The sequence below is a fragment of the Streptomyces sp. AHU1 genome, from assembly GCF_045343905.1.
GTDB lineage: Bacteria > Actinomycetota > Actinomycetes > Streptomycetales > Streptomycetaceae > Streptomyces > Streptomyces triticiradicis.
In genome coordinates this window covers 1,397,191-1,413,395 of sequence record NZ_CP174283.1, presented here as the reverse complement: position 1 = coordinate 1,413,395, position 16,205 = coordinate 1,397,191, and the positions used below count along the sequence as shown (strand labels likewise).

The following is a 16,205-nucleotide window of genomic DNA, read 5'->3' as shown; positions in this document are numbered from 1 at the left end:
ATCGGCAGGTGGCGCGTGGTTGGCGTACGCCCCGATCTTCGATAGGTTAGGCAAGCCTTACCTAAGGAGGAAGTCGATGAGTGACCGTCACACCTGGACGGCCGCGCCCGCCGCGGCGGAGCACGCCCGCTCGATGCTCGCCGCGGCCTGGTCCTGCGCGGTGAGCGCCGAGGGCGGCCGGGAGGAGTTCGTCGGCTCGCACTCCGTCACCGAGGACGGGCGGGTGCTCCTGAGCGTGCCGGAGGACAGCGCGCTGTCGGCCGCGGCCGTCTGCTCGCCGCGCGGAGAGCCGTCCGCCGTCCTGGAGTTCGCCGACGTCGCGCCGGTTCCCGTGCGGAACCGGATCCGGGCCCGGCTCTGGCTCGCCGGCTGGTTCGTCCCCGAGGACGGGCGGCTGGCGTTCCGCACCACCCGCGCGGTGCTGCGCCGGCCCGGCGGGACCGTGGTGGTCGACCTGGACGAACTGGCCGAGGCCCGGCCCGATCCGCTCGCCCTCGCCGAGGCCCACCTCCTCACCCATCTCGCCGACGCCCACCCGGACGCCGTCGAGCGGCTCACCCGTCTCGTCGAACCGGACAGTCTGCACGGCGCGGTGCGCGTCCAGCCCCTCGCCGTCGACCGCCACGGGCTCACCCTGCGCATCGAACGGGCGCGCGGCAACGGTGACGTGCGCCTGCCGTTCCACGCGCCCGCCGACGACGTCTCCCAGCTCACGGAACGCATGCACGTCCTGCTCACGCAGGCGGGCCTCGCCTCCTGCCCCCGTCCCCTACAGCGGCAGCGCACAGACCGCGAGGGGTGAGGCGAACGGCTCGCCCGTGCGCCTCAGCCCACCGCTCTCCTGATCGACCTCGAAGACCGTGACCGTGCCGGAGCGCTGGTTGGCCGCGAACAGCAGCCGTCCGTCGGGCGAGAGGGCGATGTGGCGCGGGAAGTCGCCGCCGACCGGCACCGTGTCCAGCAGCCGCAGCCGGGCGCCGTCCGCCTCGATCGCGTACCGCGTCAGGCTGTTGTGTCCCCGGTTGGCGAGGAACGCGTACGAACCGTTCGGCGTGACCACGAGCTGCGCGGGGTAATTCGTCCCGCCTCCCGCGCCCGTGGACTGCGCCTCGCCCACCGTGAGGCGGCCGGTCGCCGGGTCGTAGCCGCAGACCGTCACCGTGTCGTCCACCTCGTCGGCGAGATAGGCGTACCGGCCGCCGGGGTGGAACGTGAGGTGGCGCGGGCCTGCGCCCGGCCTCGTCCGCGCCCGGGAGACCTCGGCGAGCGTGCCCCGCCCCTCGTCGAGGCGGTAGGTGTACACCGTGTCGGTCCCCAGGTCGACGGCGAGCAGGTGCCCGCCGTCGGGGGCCGTGACGAACTGGTGCGCGTGCGGGCCCTGTTGACCGGGGCCGGGCGCCGGGGACGTGTGCGTGACCAGGTCGGTGCGCTCACCGAGCGCGCCCGAGGCGCCGACGGGATGCACCGCGACGCTCCCCGAGGCGTAGTTCGCGCTCAGCAGCCAGCGGCCGCCCGGATGCACGGACAGGTGGCAGGGGCCCGCGCCACCGGTGGAGCGGCTGCCGAGCACCTCGTTCTCCGGGAGACGGACGGCCGTCACCGCGCCCGCGTCCTGCTCGTCGACGGCGTACAGCGTCCGGCCGTCCGGATGCACCGCGAGGAAGGAGGGGTTCTCGACGCCCGCCACCACGCCGCCGCCGGTGATCTCGCCCGTCACCGGGTCGTACGTGGCGACACCGATCCCCTTCCCGCCGCCGTCGCCCGAGGTGTAGGTGCCCAGGAACAGCGGACGCGGACCGGAGCGGGGAGCCGGGGACGGCGGGGCCGACGCGGAAGGGGAAGGGGAAGGACCGGACGGGGACGCGGCGGCGGAGGGGCCGGCCCCCGGCGCCTTCGGGAGCGGCGTCGCCCCGGCGGGGTCGGCCCGGGGCGCCGCGCACGCCGGGACCGCCGTGATCGCGGCGGCCCCCGCCAGCGCGCCGACGAAGCGGCGTCTGCTCCAGTCGCCGTCCGCTCCGCGCGACGGCCGCGCACCACTGCTCATGCCTGCACCTCGGGTGTCGATCGCCTCGGTCCGGACGGCCACCTTGACGTGCGACCCCCCGGAAGCGCAAAAAGGTCCTGCGCGTTGCGCCGGGCGCAACGCATGGCGACTACCAGTCGCCGTCCTCGACGGGCTTGCCCGGCGCGTCACCGAGGGGCTGCACCTGGTGGGGCGAGGGCTGCTGCCAGGGCTCGTGGTCGTCGCCCAGCCAGTCGCCGACGGGTTGCACGGAGCCGAGCGCGTCCGTGGGCGCCAGATCGGTGGCGTCCTGGTCGTAGTAGTCGAACCAGGGGAGCCCCGCGCGGGTGTACGCCGCGCGGTCCACCGGTGACGGCGGTGGCGCCTCACCGGTGATGCGGCGCCACTCCGGAGGCGTCACCAGGTGGACGAACACACGTCCGGCCGGCTCCTTCGCCCAGGCCTTCAGCGGCCGGTCGTCGCGGTAGACCTCCTGGCGCATCGAACCGCCGATGCCGAGGCCCATCGCCGGGGCACTGCGCGCACGGCCCGGGGCGGCCCCGCCGGGCCGGGGAGCGGCACCGGGCGCGGGCGGCGCGGCCATCATCGGCATGGCCGCCCCCGGCGTCCGGGGCATCCGCAGGCGTTCCTCCGCCCGGCGGCGCTCCGCCTCCCGCCACGCGGCCAGCTCCCCGGCCTCCAGCGGGAACGACTGGAGCTGGACACCGCCCCAGACCTCCTCGCCGGTGACCTGGCCCTCGACCGTCGCGCCCAGCCCCAGCGGCACGGCCACGAACTGGCGGACCGTCCCCTTGCCGGAGTTGATCCCGTCGAGCCAGGGCTGCCGCGGCAGCACGATGTAGTTCTGCGGGTCACGGGTGAGCCGGGAGGTCCACGGCTCGCCGGAGACGGCACACACCTTGCCGACGCCCACCTGCAACGCGGCCGGCTCCGCCGTCCCGGCGAAACTCAGCCACATGGCCTCGCGCAGGTACACCGGCAGCATCACACCGCCCCGGGCCCGCCACTCGGCGGGCACCCGGTCCCCGTAGTCCTCGACGCGCCGGACGGGGAACTCGCCGAGCCCCGGCGGCAACGCGTGCGTGCCCGTCTCGGGCAGGCGCAGCGTCCGTATGAACCGCACCTGCACCCCGCCCGGCAGCCGCAGTGCGTTCCCGTCGATCCGTACGGTGTCCCCGGTCATCCGCCCGCCCCCTCGCTCGCCCTGCTCACGGCCGTGCCGGGCGGCTCACCGCCCCACGGCGTCGTGCCGTCTCCCCACACGGAACTCCTCACGAACTCCTCACCTAGAACGCCCGGAGGCGGTGGAACGGTTCCGGTCCCGGTGCGACAGGCGCAGCCGGCCGCGCAGCCGGGTGAGACGGGGCCGGCGCTCGCGCTGCTCACGGGTGCAGCGGTCCAGCTCCTCGAACAGCCGTCGGGTGCGGTGCTCGGTGTCGAGCTCGTCGAGGATGCGGGTGATCTCGGCCAGGACCGAGCCGTGCAGCTGCCACTGGCTCGGGTCGCGCCGGACCTCCTCGAGGAACAGCTGGGCCAGTTTGTCGCGGGTGGCGGAGGCGGCGGCGAGTTGCGAGCTGAGCCGCTCCTCCGCGGACTCCGCGTTCTGCGTGACGTCGGTGGTCACCAGCACCGCGAAGCTGACGATCGCGTCGGCGACCTCGGACAGCAGTTCCTGCAGGACGACCCCGGCCTGCGGGTCGAACAGGGGCCGGGGTTCGCGCTCCTTGGCCAGGTCGGTGAGGCTGCGCGCGATGACCCGCAGGACCACCGTGCAGATCTCCAGGGTGTCCAGGCCGGTGCGCAGCACGACCCGGTGCAGCAGCCCCTCGCGCACCCGCGGGTTGAGCTTCAGGCTGTCCTCGGCCTGCCGCAGGGCGGCGTCCACCCCGGCGATGTCGTTGTCGAGCCGGCGGGCCTCGTGCAGCCGCTCGGCCGCCACGTGGGACGGCGTGTGCGCGACGGCGCCCTCGCCGACCCGCAGCATCAGCTGCCGCATCCGGCGTGCCAGGTCCTCGATCTGCTCCCCGGCCACGCCGACCCACACGGGGGGCGCGAGCACGAGGTTGCAGGCGAGACCCACGACCGCCCCGATCAGCGTCTCCAGCACCCGGGCCCACGCGGTGCTGCCCACCCGGGTGACACCGAGGACCAGCATGGCGCTGATCGCCACCTCCGGCACGAACTCGTCGACCCGGACGAGATGTCCCACCACCAGCGAGGCGAGGATGATCAGACCCAGACTCCACCAGGTCAGCCCCACCAGGCTGCTGAAGCCGATGGCGATGACGACGCCCACCACCACGGAGTTCACCCGCCGGATCGCGGTGGTGATCGTCGAGTACAGGGTGACCTGTACGACCAGCAGCGCGGTCAGGGGAGCGGTCAGCGGCGCGGGCTCGGGACCGAGATGAAGGGCCACCACGTACGCGATCGTCGCGGCGGCCGTCGAGCGAAGCGTCTGGACGACCACCGGCTCCCGGCGCCGCTCCACGATCTTCGCGACGGATGCCGTCCACTCACCACGTGCCTCGTGCATCCTTGGTGCCTTCCCGCTGAACACGGATACCGAACGTGTCAATTGCGGACCGTTCCTGTCCGCAAGGGGTTCTAGATTGAAGGCATCAGCTGGATCGGACCGCATCAGGAGGCACGGAATGAGCGCGATGAGCAACGTCGAGGGCATCGAACTGCTGACGCTGTCCCATGACCGGCTGCGTGCCGTGGTCGCGGGTGTGCCGGAGGGCGCGTGGTCGGCGCCCACGCCGTGCAGCGAGTGGACGGTGGCCCAGGTGCTCAACCACGCCCGGCTCGACCAGCAGGCGTACGGCGCGGCGGTCACCGGCGCCGGGTGGCCCGAGGCGGACCCCTTCCATCCGGCCGACGCCCTGGAGGCCGACGCGGCGACGGAGCTCGACAAGGTCCTCACCGGCGTCGCCGGCGTCTACGCGGACCTGCCCGCCGACGCGGAGGAGGTGGCGACGCCGCTCGGGCCGCTGCCGCCGCGCGTGGCGGCAGCGGCGGCCGCCATGGACGCCGCCGTGCACGCCTGGGACATCGCCGTGGCGACCGGCCAGGCGTCGCCCCTCGACGACGACCTGGCCGGGGGCGTCCGGCTCGCGGCGGACCGGCTGGCCGACCACCTCCGCGACGCGTTCGGCGTGTTCGCCGCCGCGCGCAAGGTGCCGGAGGGCGCCGGCCGGGCCGAGGCGCTGCTCGCCTTCCTGGGCCGCGACCCGCACTGGACGGCTGCCGGTTCCTGACGGTCCCCGGCGCCGGAGCGGCGGCCGCGGTCCACGGTCGGACATGCGCCCGTGCTCTCAGGCGTACAGCTTCGCCAGGAAGGCGGACAGATTGCCGACCGTCCGGGCGATCTGCTGCTCCGTCGTGAGGGACTCCTCGAAGCGGCTGCCCGACAGGGGGGTCTTCTTCCCCCGGACGTAGAGGGAGCATGCGAGGTCGGCGCAGACATAGACGCCGACCGAGTTGCCCTCGCGGCCCGCCGCTCCCGCCTTGCGGGCCGTCATCAGGGAGACGCCGCCGCCCGGGTGCGTCGTCAGGCACAGCGAGCACATGCTCCGGTGCAGGAACCCGCGCCGGGACGAGGGGAGGCGCAGGGTGACGCCGACGAGACCCCCGTCCCGTTCGGACACGAGACAGCTCCGGTCGGGCGCGCCGGGATCCCGCCAGCCCAGGAAGTCCAGGTCGTCCCAGGGGAGCTCGTCGAGACCGCGAGGCGTGGCGAGCCGCTTGGCCTCCCCCCGGGAACAGTTGACGAACGAGTCACGGATGGCCTGCTCGGTGAGCGCGCGCACGGGGTTCTCCTGGTTTCCGGGTGCCTTCGATCGAAACCTAGGGGTACTAGGTTTTAATCGAATGTACCTAGCCTCGTGGGGCGGGTCCAATGGATTTCGGGGCGGGCGGTACGCCGTCGCGCAACGGCTGCGGACGCGCGGAGCCACCTGGCACAGTGGTCCCATGGGCGAGGGGGACGCGGGAGCCGGCGCGGACGGGTGGGAGCGGGCCGGGCGGGCCCTCCGGGAGGCCGGGCTGCCGTCCGGGAGCCTCGTGGACCGCCGGGCCCTGTCCGGCGGCACGTACAACGCCGTCGAGGAGCTGAGGCTCGCCGACGGCAGCCGATACGTGCTGAAGGTCCCGCCGCCGCCGACCGTCCCCGCCCTCGCGCACGAGCGGCGACTCCTGGTGTCCGAGGCGGAGTTCTACCGCCGGGCGGCCGCCGTCGGCGTCCCGGTGCCCTCGCCGGTGGGAGACCGTCACGACGGCCACCTGCTGATGACCCACTGCCCCGGAGAGCCCTGGGGCGACCTCCCGGACAGTGAGCACCGGCCGCTCCGAAAGGAGTTGGGCCGCCTGGTGGCCCGGCTGCACCGGGTGACGGGCCCGGGCTTCGGCTACCCCTCCGGCCCCCTCGGCCCGCTCGCCCCCGACTGGCGGACCGCCTTCACCGGGATGTACGAGGCCCTCCTGGACGACGCCCGCCGGTACCGTGCCTGGCTGCCGCGCCCCGTGGACGAGGTGGCCCGGACGGCGCGGACCGCCCTCCGGGCCCTGGACCGGGTCACCGTCCCCCGGCTCGTCCACTTCGACCTGTGGCGGGGGAACATCCTGGTCGAGCGGACGGAGGCGGGCCCGCGCGTCGGCGGTCTGATCGACGGCGAGCGCATGTTCTGGGGCGACCCGCTGGCCGATCTCGTCTCCCTGGCCCTGCTCGGGGACATCCGGCAGGACGCGGACTTCCTGAGCGGTTGTCGAGAGGCCGGCGGAGTGATCGAGTTCGACGGTCCGGCGCGGCGGCGCCTCGCCCTGTACCGCAGTTACCTCTACCTGATCATGATCGTCGAGACCGTCCCCCGCGCCTACGGCGGCGAACGCGTGACCTGGGTCCGCGAGACCGTGGCACCGCGGCTGACGGCCGCCCTCGACGAGATCGGCCGGGGTGCGGACACCCCGGCCGACGACGGTTCCTAGGGCCGCTCAGGCCGCCCTGCTCGCGCCCCCGCGGTGCTCCCGGACGATCTCCGCGTAGCGGTGGCCGCTGCTCTTGATCGTCCGTACCTGCGTCTTGTAGTCGACGTGCACGAGACCGAACCGCTTGTCGTAGCCGTACGCCCACTCGAAGTTGTCCAGCAGCGACCAGGCGAAGTAGCCGGCCAGCGGGGCGCCCTTGCGGACCGCCGACGCGCAGGCCGCCAGGTGCTGTTCGAGGTAGTCGACGCGCTCCGGGTCGTGGACGGTGCCGTCGGGGCGTACGACGTCGGGATAGGCGGAGCCGTTCTCCGTGACGTACAGCTTCCGGGCGCCGTACTCGTTCGTCAGGCGCAGCAGCAGGCTCTCGATGCCGGCGGCCTCGATCTCCCAGTCCATGGCCGTGACGGGCACGCCGGGCCGGCGGATCTGGCGCGCGTACGGGGCCGGACCGGTCGGGTCGTCGACCACGCTGGACGGGAAGTAGTAGTTCAGGCCCAGCCAGTCCAGCGGCGCGGCCATCGTCTCCAGGTCACCGGCGACCTCCGGGAGTTCGACCCCGTAGACCTCGACCATGTCGGCGGGGAAGCCGCGGCCGTGCACCGGGTCGAGCCACCAGCGGTTGGTGTGCCCGTCCAGTCGCCTCGCCGCCGCGACGTCCTCCGGACGGTCGGTGGCCGCCTCGATGCTGCCCAGGTTGTTGACGATGCCGATCCGCGCGCCCGGCGCGGCCGCGCGGATCGCCTGGGTGGCGAGTCCGTGGCCGAGCAGGAGGTGGTACGAGGCGCGGACGGCGGCCGTGAGGTCGGCCAGGCCGGGGGCCATCCGGCCCTCCAGGTGGCCGATCCAGGCCGAGCACAGCGGCTCGTTGAGGGTGGTCCAGTGCTGGACGCGGTCGCCGAGCCGCTCCGCGACGGCCGAGGCGTAGGCGGCGAGGTGGTGCGCGGTGTCACGGGCCGGCCAGCCGCCCCGGTCCTGGAGCACCTGCGGCAGGTCCCAGTGGTAGAGGGTGACCGAGGGCGTGATGCCCGCCTCCAGGAGGCCGTCGATCAGCGCGTCGTAGTGGTCGAGACCCTTGGTGTTGACCGGGCCGTCGCCGCCCGGCATCACCCGGGGCCACGCGACGGACAGCCGGTAGGCGTCGGTGCCGAGCCGGCGCATGAGCCCGATGTCCTCGCGCCAGCGGTGGTAGTGATCGCAGGCGACGTCCCCGTCGTCACCGTTGTCGATCTTTCCGGGCGTGTGCGAGAAGGTGTCCCAGATGGAGGGGGAGCGGCCGTCCTCGGCGACGGCGCCCTCGATCTGGTAGGCCGACGTGGCCGTGCCCCACAGGAAGTCCTCGGGGAGGGCGGCGAGGTCGATGGTCACTGAAGTCCCTTCTTCGTCAACGGGGTCGGTGGGGTCGGTGGGACCGGTCACTTGACGGCTCCCGCCGTGAGACCGGCGACGAGATAGCGCTGGAGCAGCAGGAAGCCGGCCACCACGGGGACGCTGACGACCAGCGAGGCGGCCATGATCTGGTTCCAGTACACGTCGTTGAGCGTGGAGTAGCCCTGGAGGCCGACGGCGAGGGTGCGGGTGGTGTCGTTGGTCATCACCGACGCGAACAGCACTTCGCCCCAGGCGGTCATGAAGGCGTAGACGGCGACCGCGACGATGCCCGGGATCGCCGCCGGGACGACGACGCGGAAGAGCGCTCCGAGCGGCCCGCAGCCGTCCACCAGCGCCGCCTCGTCGAGATCGCGGGGCACCGAGTCGAAGTACCCGATCAGCATCCAGATCGAGAACGGCAGCGAGAAGGTCAGGTACGTGAGGATCAGACCGCCGCGCGAGCCGAACAGCGCGATGCCGGTGGCGTTGCCGATGTTCACGTAGATCAGGAACAGCGGCAGCAGGAACAGGATGCCGGGGAACATCTGCGTGGACAGCACGGTGACCGTGAAGACGCGCTTGCCGCGGAAGCTGTAGCGGCTGACGGCGTAGGCGGAGAACACGGCGATCACGACCGAGCAGCCCGTGGCCGCCCCCGCCACGATCAGCGAGTTCACGAAGTACCGCGCCAGCGGCACGGTCGACCAGATGTCGACGTACGGCCGCAGGGTCAGGCCGCTCGGGATCCAGCGGAACTTCCCCGAGACGTCCGCGAGCGGCTTCAGCGAGCTGGAGACCATGACGTAGACGGGCACCAGGACGAAGCCGGTGAGCAGGGTGAGGAAGATCCGCCGGGACCACAGGAAGGACCGCGGCGGGGCCATCGGGGAGCGGGGCGTGGTGGAGGTGCTAGACATCGGCCGTCTTCCTTCCCCGGGAGGTCAGCAGCAGGTAGACGCCGGTCACCACGAGCAGGAAGAGCAGCAGCAGCACGGACATCGCCGAGCCGGTGCCGAAGTTCCAGGTGACGAAGGACGCCTGGTAGATGTGGACCGAGATGAGGTCCGCCGAGTCGGGGGCGGTCCTGCCGAACAGGACGAACGGCGTGTTGAAGTCGTTGAACGTCCACAGGAACAGCACCAGCACCAGCACCTGGTTGACCGGCCGCAGCGACGGCAGGGTGATGCGGCGCAGCTGCTGCCACAGACCGGCGCCGTCGAGGGCGGCGGCCTCGTACAGCTCGCCCGGGATGTTCTGCAGGCCGGCCATGACGATCAGGAAGGCGAACGGCCAGCCCTTCCACACGGACACGGTGAGCAGGGCGTAGAAGCTGTTGTCGCCGATCAGCCAGAAGGACGGCTTGTCGGTGAGGTGCAGCTGGTCGTGCAGGACGTGGTTCACCAGGCCGTTGTCGTGCTGGAACATGAACACCCAGGTGATCACGGCCGCGTACACGGGCAGCGCGTACGGCACCAGGAACAGGGCCCGCAGCACACCGCGCCCGATGAAGTTGTCCTGCATGTAGATCGCGGCGGCCGTGCCGATCAGCCAGCACAGGCCGACCGAGAGCACGGTGAAGCCGATGGTGACGAAGAAGGAGTGCAGCAGCGCCTCGCCGACGGGCTCGTCGAAGTGCACCGACACCGAGTAGTTGTCGAGGCCCGCCCAGGGCGCCGTGCCCCAGTCGCGGATGTAGAACTGCGTGAGCTCCTTGAAGCTCATCACGATGCCGATCACCATCGGCACCAGGTGGACCAGGAGTTCGAGGGCGAGGGCGGGCAGGAGGAGCAGGTAGGGCAGTCCGATGCGCTTGATCCGCCCGGTGCGGCGCGGGCCGCGCGCCGCACCGGGGGAGCTCTTGCGCACCGTCCGCTCGCCGGGTTCGGCGGAGGCGGCGGTCGTGGTGGTCATGGCGGTGTCCGCACTCACTTCTTCGGCATCTGCTGCTGGGCCTTCTCGAGCGCCGCCTTCACCGACGCGGTGGTCACCGCGCGTCCGGCGGCGGCGTCGGCGAACAGACCCTTGATGGCCGTACCGACCGCGGTCTCGAACTGCGACTCGTCCGCGACCTGCGGCAGCGAGGCCGCACTCTTGGCCAGGGTGTCCTTGATGACCGCGTTGGAGGAGGAGGCGAACGCGGTGTCCGTCTGGGCGGCCTTGATCGGCGGGATCGTGGTGTAGGCCTGGTTGAGGATCTTCTGCTCGGCGTCACTGGTCAGGAACTTCACGAACTTCGTGGCACCGTCGAGGTTCTTGGAGTTCTTGAACACCGCGACGTTGATGCCCGCGACCATCGAGTTGACGTTCGTGCCCGGGCCCGGGGTGCCGGACTGCACGGGCACCGGCGCGATGCCGTACGCGTCCTCTTCCATGCCCTGCGACTTGAGGTTGGCGACCGCCGACTGCCACAGCAGCATCGCGTTCTTGCCCTTGGCGAAGTCGCTCACGGACTGGTTCTGCGCGTACTCGGCGTTGCCCGGGGCGATGATCTTGTCCTTCGCCATCAGGTCGACGTACTGCTTGACCGCGGAGACGACCCCGTCACTGGTGAAGTCGGCCTTGCCGTCGGCGGTGAAGAAGTCGGCGCCGTGCTGCTTGGCGAAGACGAAGGCGTGGTGGATGTTCTCCGAGGGGTTCGAGCCCTCCGCGCCGAGCCCCCACTTGCCGTTCTTCGAGAGCTTCTTGCCGTCGGCGACCAGCTCGTCCCAGGTGGCCGGCGGCTTCTGGATCCCGGCGTCGGCGAACATCTTCTTGTTGTAGTAGAGCGCGTACGACATGGAGTACAGCGGTATCGCGGCGGGGTCCTTGCCCTCGGCGCCCGTGGAGCCGAGCACCGACTCGACGAAGCGGTCCTTGCCGCCGATCTTGGCGAAGTTCTTCGCGTCCCAGGGCAGCAGCGCGCCGGTGGCCTGCAGGGAGGCGCTCCAGCTGTTGCCTATGTTGAGGACGTCGGGGCCCTGGCCCGAGGTCGTGGCGGTGAGGATCCGGTTCAGCAGGTCGGTCCAGGGAACGACCTCCAGCTTCACCTTGATGCCGGTCTGCTTCTCGAACTTGGCGAGCTCGGGCGCGAGGACCTTCTTGTCGATCTCGATGCTGGCGCCCTGGTTGGACGCCCAGTACGTGAGCGTCTTCGGCGAGGAGTCGGACCCACCGCTCGACGAGCCGCCGCCACAGGCGGTCGCGGCGGTCAGCAGGGAGATGGTGACCGCACCGGCGGCCGCGGCTCGGATTCTGCGCATGACTGCTTCTGTCCCTTTCCCGGAGGGAGCGACGACGGCGTCCGTGTTCACTTCCCGAACGACCATCATGGCTTAATTTAGGACGTGAGTTAAGACCCGGAAGAAAGTCGCGTCAAGGGATCGCGCAGGGGTATCTTGCAGGTCGGGCAGGCCGGAAGGGACATCACATGGCGGGTCGGAACGGACGGACAGTGCGTGACCTGCGGCGGGGCAACCGGACCGCCGTACTACAACGGTTGTATTTCGACGGGCCGATGAGCCGCTACGAACTCGGTCCCGCGACCGGGCTGAGTTCCGGATCCATCAGCAACGTGGTCGCCGAACTCGTCGCCGACGGCCTCGTCGAGGAGGCCGGAAGCGTCGACTCCGACGGCGGCCGTCCCCGCACCCTGCTGCGCGTCGTGCCCGGCAGCGGTCACATGATCGGCGTCGACGTCGGCGAGACCCGCGTCCGCGTCGAGCTGTTCGACCTGACGCTCACCGAACTCGCCCGCACCGAGAGGCCGTTGGAGCACCAGGGCTACGAGGCCGACCGGTCGTCGAGACGTCAGGAGTACGACGTCGACGTCATCGTCGGCCACATCCGCGACGGCATCGCCGAGGTCCTGGCCGAGGCGGACATCGCCCCCGAGCGGCTCCTCGGCGTCGGCATAGGGGTACCCGGCATCGTCGCCCGCACCCCCGAGCGCGGCGCGGTCGTGCACGGCCAGACCATCGGCTGGGACGCCGTCCCGCTGGAGTCCCTGCTCCGCTCCGCCTGCGAACTCCCCGACGCCGTCCCGTACTTCGCGGACAACGGGGCCCGCACCCTCGGCCAGGCCGAGATGTGGTTCGGCGCCGGACGCGGTGCCCGCAACGCGGTGGTCGTGCTCTTCGGCTCCGGCGTGGGCGCCTGCCTGGTCACCGAGGACGTCGAGAACGGCCGGTCCGTCGAGTGGGGCCATCTGACCGTCCGGGTCAGGGGCCGTCGCTGCCGCTGCGGCGCCCTCGGCTGCCTGGAGGCGTACGCGGGCGCGGAGGCGCTCCTGGACCGCTGGCGCGAGGAGGGCGGACGGCCCCCGGAGGGCACCGACGAGGAGACCGCGCTCACCGCGATGCTCGCGGCCGCCTACCCGCCCGAGGGCACCGAGCCCGACCGCATCGCGCTCGCCGTCCTCGAGGAGACCGCGGAGTACCTGGGCGCGGGCCTCTCCGACCTGATCAACCTCTTCCAGCCCGAACGCATCCTCATCGGCGGCTGGGCCGGCCTCCAGCTCGGCTCCCGCTTCCTGCCCGCCGTCCGCCGGTACGCCTCCTCCTACGCCCTGCGCTATCCCGCCCAGCACGTCACCGTGGACCTCGGCCGCCTCGGCCCCGACGCCGTCACGGTCGGCGCCGCGATCCTGCCGCTGGCCGACTTCTTCGCGCGCGGCGGCCGGCGCGCGGAACCCGTACCGACGGGACCGTCACCCGCCTGGCGCACGGCCCTGGAGGAACGGGCGCCGCACTGAACGCCTCCGGTGGCGACCGGAGGGCCCCGCGCGTTCGCATGACCTCCGGGGTAATCGACGCCGTCACCGCCTCCCGGAAGCATGGAGGGCACAGCGACCCGCCCTCGTACCACCGGATCCCGGGAGGACCCCATGCCGTACTTCGCGAGCCCCGTCGACGGCGCCCGGCTGCACTTCGTCGACTACGGCCCCGCCACCGGCCAGGTGATCGTCTTCGTGAACAGCTCCTACTTCGGCACGGAGATGTGGGAGTACCAGATGCTGCCGCTCGCCGACGCCGGCTACCGGTGCGTCGGGTTCGACCGGCGGGGGCACGGCAGGTCCGACGACGTCTGGGGAGGCTTCGACCTCGACAGCCTCGCCGACGACGTCGACGGGCTGCTGCGCCACCTCGACCTGCGCGAGGTCACCCTGGTCGGGCACTCCGTCGGGACCGCCGAGGCCGTCCGCTGTCTGACCCGGCACGGGGCCGGGCGGGTGGCGAGGCTGGCGCTGGTGGCGGGCATGACACCGGGACCGGTACGGTCCGCGAGCCATCCCGAGGGTGTCGACCCGGCGCTCGTCGAGGCGGGCAACAAAGCATTCCGCCACGACCGGGCCGCGTTCTTCGAGGACGGCGCCCACGCGTTCTTCGCCCTCGGCCTCCCCGGCAACGACCTCTCCGAGGCCTACGTACGATCCATGATCGACCGCTGCCACGGCGCGACCGCACGCGCGGGAGCCGCCCTCGGCGACCTCGTCGCCGCCCTGGACGTCGCGCCCGAACTCGCGAAGCTCGACCTGCCCGCCCTCGTCGTGCACGGCACGCACGACGTGTCGGCACCGCCGGAGCTGACCGGCCGCCGGGCGGCCGAGCTGCTGCCCGACAGCACGCTCAAGGTCTACGAGAACGCCGGTCACGGCCTGTTCGCCACGCACCGCGAACAACTCACCGCGGATCTGCTGGAGTTCATGGCGGACAGGTGAAACACCCGGTGCGGCCGGGGCCCGCCCGGTTCACCCGGAGGCGTTCACCCCGGCCCGGGTGCCGTCCGCCGGAGAGGTCGATCCCGTTTCGGCCCGGGCAAGGGGAAGGCCCCGACCGGACGGGGGAATCTCGGTCGGGGCCGCCTGTGGTGGGCGCCGATGGCGGTCGCCTCGCGGCGAAACGCTCCACAGGGCTTCAGCCGGACGATCGTCCCTGCGGGCAGAGGTGAGGCCCGGGGACACTGTCCCATCCGCACCCACGGTTTGTTCAACGGGTAACTACTTGTGGGTGTTCCCCGGAATGCCGCCGCCGGCGGTGACGTGCGTCACGGAGCCTCACCCGACCGGACCAACGTCCCGATGTCTTTCGCTGCGCCCGTGCCGGGCCCTGCGGACGGCGGGCTCCCGGTGCTCCGCCGCTGACCAGCGGGAAGAGCGGAGATCCCTTTACGCTCTAGTCATGACCGAAAGCGAGAGCCCGCGCATCTCCCACCCGCGGATCATGGTGCTCGGGGTGCAGCCGGGCACCCCGCCGTTCCGGATCATGGAGATCGACGGCGAGATGGTGGGCGAGGCGAAGGCGATCACGGACGTCCTGGAGTACGCGGCGGCGTACGGCATCACGGTCGACGATCTCGACGACCCCGACGTGGTCCGCTGGGTGGGGGGCGACAAACTCACCTGGCATCCGCACTGACGCGGTCGCGGCGCGGGCCCTCGTCGGAGGTGCGCGCCCGGGTTCGGTGACGCGGCCGGGCCGGGTCCCGTCCCGCGGGTCCGAGCCGGAGCCCGGACCCGCGGGGCGCAGCGGTCCGTCAGCCCACCGTCCACTTCTGGTTGCCTCCGCCGGTGCACGTCCAGATCTGCAGGCGGGTGCCGTTGGCCGCGTTGTTGCCCGTGACGTCCAGGCACTTGTTCGCCTGCGGATTCACGATGTCGTGCGCCGCGGTGACCGTCCATTTCTGGTTGGGTCCGCCGGTGCAGTCCCAGAGCTGGACCGTCGAGCCGTCCGCCGTGCCGTTGCCCGTGACGTCCAGGCACTTGCCGAGCGCGCGGATCGTGCCGTCGGCGGACACCGTCCACTGCTGGGCGTTCGTCCCGTTGCAGTCGTAGAGCTGTACGGGCGTCCCGTTGGCCGAGTCGGCGGCGGCCACGTCCACGCACTTGCCCGCGAGCCCCTTGATCGGTCCGCTGGTGCCGCCCGGGCTGTCGCCCGTCGTCACCTTCACCTCGTCGACGACGAGCTGCTGCGGGAAGGAGGTGGAGCCGTCGGGGTCGCCGGGCCAGTATCCGCCGACCGCGAGGTTCAGGATCAGGAAGAACGGCTTGTTGAACACCCAGGTCTTCCCGCCCAGGTCGGCGGGGGTGCGCCGCTGGTAGGCCGTACCGTCCACCGACCAGGTGATCGAGTTCGGTGCCCAGTCGACCGCGAAGGTGTGGAAGGCGTCCGCGAAGGCCTGGCCGTTCGGGAGGGAGTAGCCGGCGCCGATGCCGGCGGATCCGGAGTATCCGGGACCGTGGATCGTGCCGTGCACGGCGGAGGGCTCGAAGCCGACGTTCTCCATGACGTCGATCTCACCGGAGTTCGGCCAGCCCACCTGTCCGATGTCGCTGCCGAGCATCCAGAACGCCGGCCACATGCCCTGCCCGCGCGGGATCTTCATGCGGGCCTCGACATGACCGTACGTCGACGTGAACTTCCCGGAGGTGTTCATCCGGGCCGAGGTGTACTGACATGTGCCGTACCAGCACTGGTAGTTGGCGGGATTCTCCCTGCGGGCCGTGATCACCAGATGGCCCTGGCCGTCCAGAGCGGCGTTCTTGTTGCCCGACGTGTAGTACTGCCGCTCATGGTTGTTGACGTTGTCGCCGGTCTCCAGTTGCCACTTGGAGGAGTCGACGGCCGCACCGGCGGGGCCGTCGAAGGTGTCCTGGAACGTCACCGCCGCGGTGGCCGCCGCCGGGCCGGCGTGGGCGGGAGCGGCGACTGCGGAGGCCGAGGCGGCGAGCGCGGCGGACAGCGCGGCGAACAGACATCTGCGGAGCAGGCGCGAAGAAGCCATGACTCTCGTTTCCGTACGGCCGCCCCGGGGCGGGGCGGCCGACTGAGGTGGGGGGTTCACGGTGGGGGGT

At 71.9% G+C, this 16,205-nt stretch carries 15 protein-coding genes; 6 read left to right on the top strand and 9 right to left on the bottom strand.

All coding sequences use genetic code 11. The features are described from left to right. Positions 1-76 precede the first annotated feature (76 nt). Positions 77-802 carry a DUF2470 domain-containing protein gene (locus tag ACICHK_RS06500; RefSeq protein WP_406836140.1) on the top strand — a complete coding sequence of 242 codons (726 nt, stop codon included), beginning with the start codon at positions 77-79 and terminating at the stop codon, positions 800-802. On the opposite strand, the gene ACICHK_RS06495 is transcribed toward ACICHK_RS06500, so the two are convergent. The 3 genes from ACICHK_RS06495 to ACICHK_RS06485 form a co-directional block, all read right to left on the bottom strand. Further along, complete coding sequence (locus ACICHK_RS06495) at positions 770-2,044, bottom strand: lactonase family protein (protein WP_406836139.1); 1,275 nt, start codon at positions 2,042-2,044, stop codon at positions 770-772. The two genes, ACICHK_RS06500 and ACICHK_RS06495, sit on opposite strands and share 33 nt — an antisense overlap. Before the next feature lie 109 nt (positions 2,045-2,153). Further along, on the bottom strand, positions 2,154-3,206 hold the full coding sequence (locus tag ACICHK_RS06490) for a hypothetical protein (protein ID WP_406836138.1): 1,053 nt from the start codon (positions 3,204-3,206) through the stop codon (positions 2,154-2,156). Positions 3,207-3,305: 99 nt separating this feature from the next. Then, on the bottom strand, positions 3,306-4,559 hold the full coding sequence (locus tag ACICHK_RS06485; protein WP_406836137.1) for an FUSC family protein: 1,254 nt from the start codon (positions 4,557-4,559) through the stop codon (positions 3,306-3,308). A 118-nt stretch (positions 4,560-4,677) separates the two neighbouring features. On the opposite strand from ACICHK_RS06485, the gene ACICHK_RS06480 reads away from it, so the two are divergent. After that, complete coding sequence (locus tag ACICHK_RS06480; protein ID WP_406836136.1) at positions 4,678-5,283, top strand: TIGR03086 family metal-binding protein; 606 nt, start codon at positions 4,678-4,680, stop codon at positions 5,281-5,283. 57 nt (positions 5,284-5,340) lie between these two features. On the opposite strand, the gene ACICHK_RS06475 is transcribed toward ACICHK_RS06480, so the two are convergent. Continuing rightward, positions 5,341-5,835: an FBP domain-containing protein gene (locus tag ACICHK_RS06475; RefSeq protein ID WP_406836135.1), complete on the bottom strand. Its 495-nt coding sequence runs from the start codon at positions 5,833-5,835 to the stop codon at positions 5,341-5,343. 163 nt (positions 5,836-5,998) lie between these two features. Between ACICHK_RS06475 and ACICHK_RS06470 the strand changes: the two genes are divergently transcribed. Further along, positions 5,999-7,009, top strand: coding sequence for a phosphotransferase family protein (locus tag ACICHK_RS06470; protein ID WP_406836134.1), 1,011 nt, complete (start codon positions 5,999-6,001; stop codon positions 7,007-7,009). 6 nt (positions 7,010-7,015) lie between these two features. On the opposite strand, the gene ACICHK_RS06465 is transcribed toward ACICHK_RS06470, so the two are convergent. From ACICHK_RS06465 to ACICHK_RS06450, 4 genes are read right to left on the bottom strand one after another with little or no spacing between them, the layout of a single operon-like run. Beyond that, positions 7,016-8,374: a GH1 family beta-glucosidase gene (locus ACICHK_RS06465; protein ID WP_406836133.1), complete on the bottom strand. Its 1,359-nt coding sequence runs from the start codon at positions 8,372-8,374 to the stop codon at positions 7,016-7,018. 47 nt (positions 8,375-8,421) lie between these two features. Then, positions 8,422-9,294: a carbohydrate ABC transporter permease gene (locus tag ACICHK_RS06460; protein WP_406836131.1), complete on the bottom strand. Its 873-nt coding sequence runs from the start codon at positions 9,292-9,294 to the stop codon at positions 8,422-8,424. Continuing rightward, positions 9,287-10,288 (bottom strand): carbohydrate ABC transporter permease, encoded by a 1,002-nt coding sequence (locus ACICHK_RS06455; RefSeq protein ID WP_406836130.1) that lies wholly within the window; start codon positions 10,286-10,288, stop codon positions 9,287-9,289. The genes ACICHK_RS06460 and ACICHK_RS06455 overlap by 8 nt, the downstream gene beginning before the upstream one ends. A gap of 14 nt (positions 10,289-10,302) precedes the next feature. Further along, on the bottom strand, positions 10,303-11,616 hold the full coding sequence (locus tag ACICHK_RS06450) for an ABC transporter substrate-binding protein (protein WP_406836129.1): 1,314 nt from the start codon (positions 11,614-11,616) through the stop codon (positions 10,303-10,305). Positions 11,617-11,783: 167 nt separating this feature from the next. Between ACICHK_RS06450 and ACICHK_RS06445 the strand changes: the two genes are divergently transcribed. From ACICHK_RS06445 to ACICHK_RS06435, 3 genes are all read left to right on the top strand, one after another. Further along, positions 11,784-13,106 carry an ROK family protein gene (locus tag ACICHK_RS06445; RefSeq protein WP_406836128.1) on the top strand — a complete coding sequence of 441 codons (1,323 nt, stop codon included), beginning with the start codon at positions 11,784-11,786 and terminating at the stop codon, positions 13,104-13,106. A gap of 132 nt (positions 13,107-13,238) precedes the next feature. Beyond that, positions 13,239-14,072, top strand: coding sequence for an alpha/beta fold hydrolase (locus ACICHK_RS06440; RefSeq protein ID WP_406836127.1), 834 nt, complete (start codon positions 13,239-13,241; stop codon positions 14,070-14,072). A gap of 460 nt (positions 14,073-14,532) precedes the next feature. After that, positions 14,533-14,769, top strand: a complete 237-nt coding sequence (locus tag ACICHK_RS06435; protein WP_406836126.1) for a hypothetical protein — start codon at positions 14,533-14,535, stop codon at positions 14,767-14,769. A 118-nt stretch (positions 14,770-14,887) separates the two neighbouring features. Here ACICHK_RS06435 and ACICHK_RS06430 read toward each other — a convergent pair whose 3' ends face one another. After that, positions 14,888-16,135 carry a ricin-type beta-trefoil lectin domain protein gene (locus ACICHK_RS06430; RefSeq protein WP_406836125.1) on the bottom strand — a complete coding sequence of 416 codons (1,248 nt, stop codon included), beginning with the start codon at positions 16,133-16,135 and terminating at the stop codon, positions 14,888-14,890. Between the last annotated feature and the right edge of the window lie 70 nt (positions 16,136-16,205).

Coding starts and splice junctions, on each gene's coding strand:
- ACICHK_RS06500 (WP_406836140.1), top strand. CDS start 77: ATGAGTGACCGTCACACCTGGACGGCCGCGCCCGCCGCGGCGGAGCAC.
- ACICHK_RS06495 (WP_406836139.1), bottom strand. CDS start 2,044: ATGAGCAGTGGTGCGCGGCCGTCGCGCGGAGCGGACGGCGACTGGAGC.
- ACICHK_RS06490 (WP_406836138.1), bottom strand. CDS start 3,206: ATGACCGGGGACACCGTACGGATCGACGGGAACGCACTGCGGCTGCCG.
- ACICHK_RS06485 (WP_406836137.1), bottom strand. CDS start 4,559: ATGCACGAGGCACGTGGTGAGTGGACGGCATCCGTCGCGAAGATCGTG.
- ACICHK_RS06480 (WP_406836136.1), top strand. CDS start 4,678: ATGAGCGCGATGAGCAACGTCGAGGGCATCGAACTGCTGACGCTGTCC.
- ACICHK_RS06470 (WP_406836134.1), top strand. CDS start 5,999: ATGGGCGAGGGGGACGCGGGAGCCGGCGCGGACGGGTGGGAGCGGGCC.
- ACICHK_RS06460 (WP_406836131.1), bottom strand. CDS start 9,294: ATGTCTAGCACCTCCACCACGCCCCGCTCCCCGATGGCCCCGCCGCGG.
- ACICHK_RS06455 (WP_406836130.1), bottom strand. CDS start 10,288: ATGACCACCACGACCGCCGCCTCCGCCGAACCCGGCGAGCGGACGGTG.
- ACICHK_RS06450 (WP_406836129.1), bottom strand. CDS start 11,616: ATGCGCAGAATCCGAGCCGCGGCCGCCGGTGCGGTCACCATCTCCCTG.
- ACICHK_RS06445 (WP_406836128.1), top strand. CDS start 11,784: ATGGCGGGTCGGAACGGACGGACAGTGCGTGACCTGCGGCGGGGCAAC.
- ACICHK_RS06440 (WP_406836127.1), top strand. CDS start 13,239: ATGCCGTACTTCGCGAGCCCCGTCGACGGCGCCCGGCTGCACTTCGTC.
- ACICHK_RS06435 (WP_406836126.1), top strand. CDS start 14,533: ATGACCGAAAGCGAGAGCCCGCGCATCTCCCACCCGCGGATCATGGTG.
- ACICHK_RS06430 (WP_406836125.1), bottom strand. CDS start 16,135: ATGGCTTCTTCGCGCCTGCTCCGCAGATGTCTGTTCGCCGCGCTGTCC.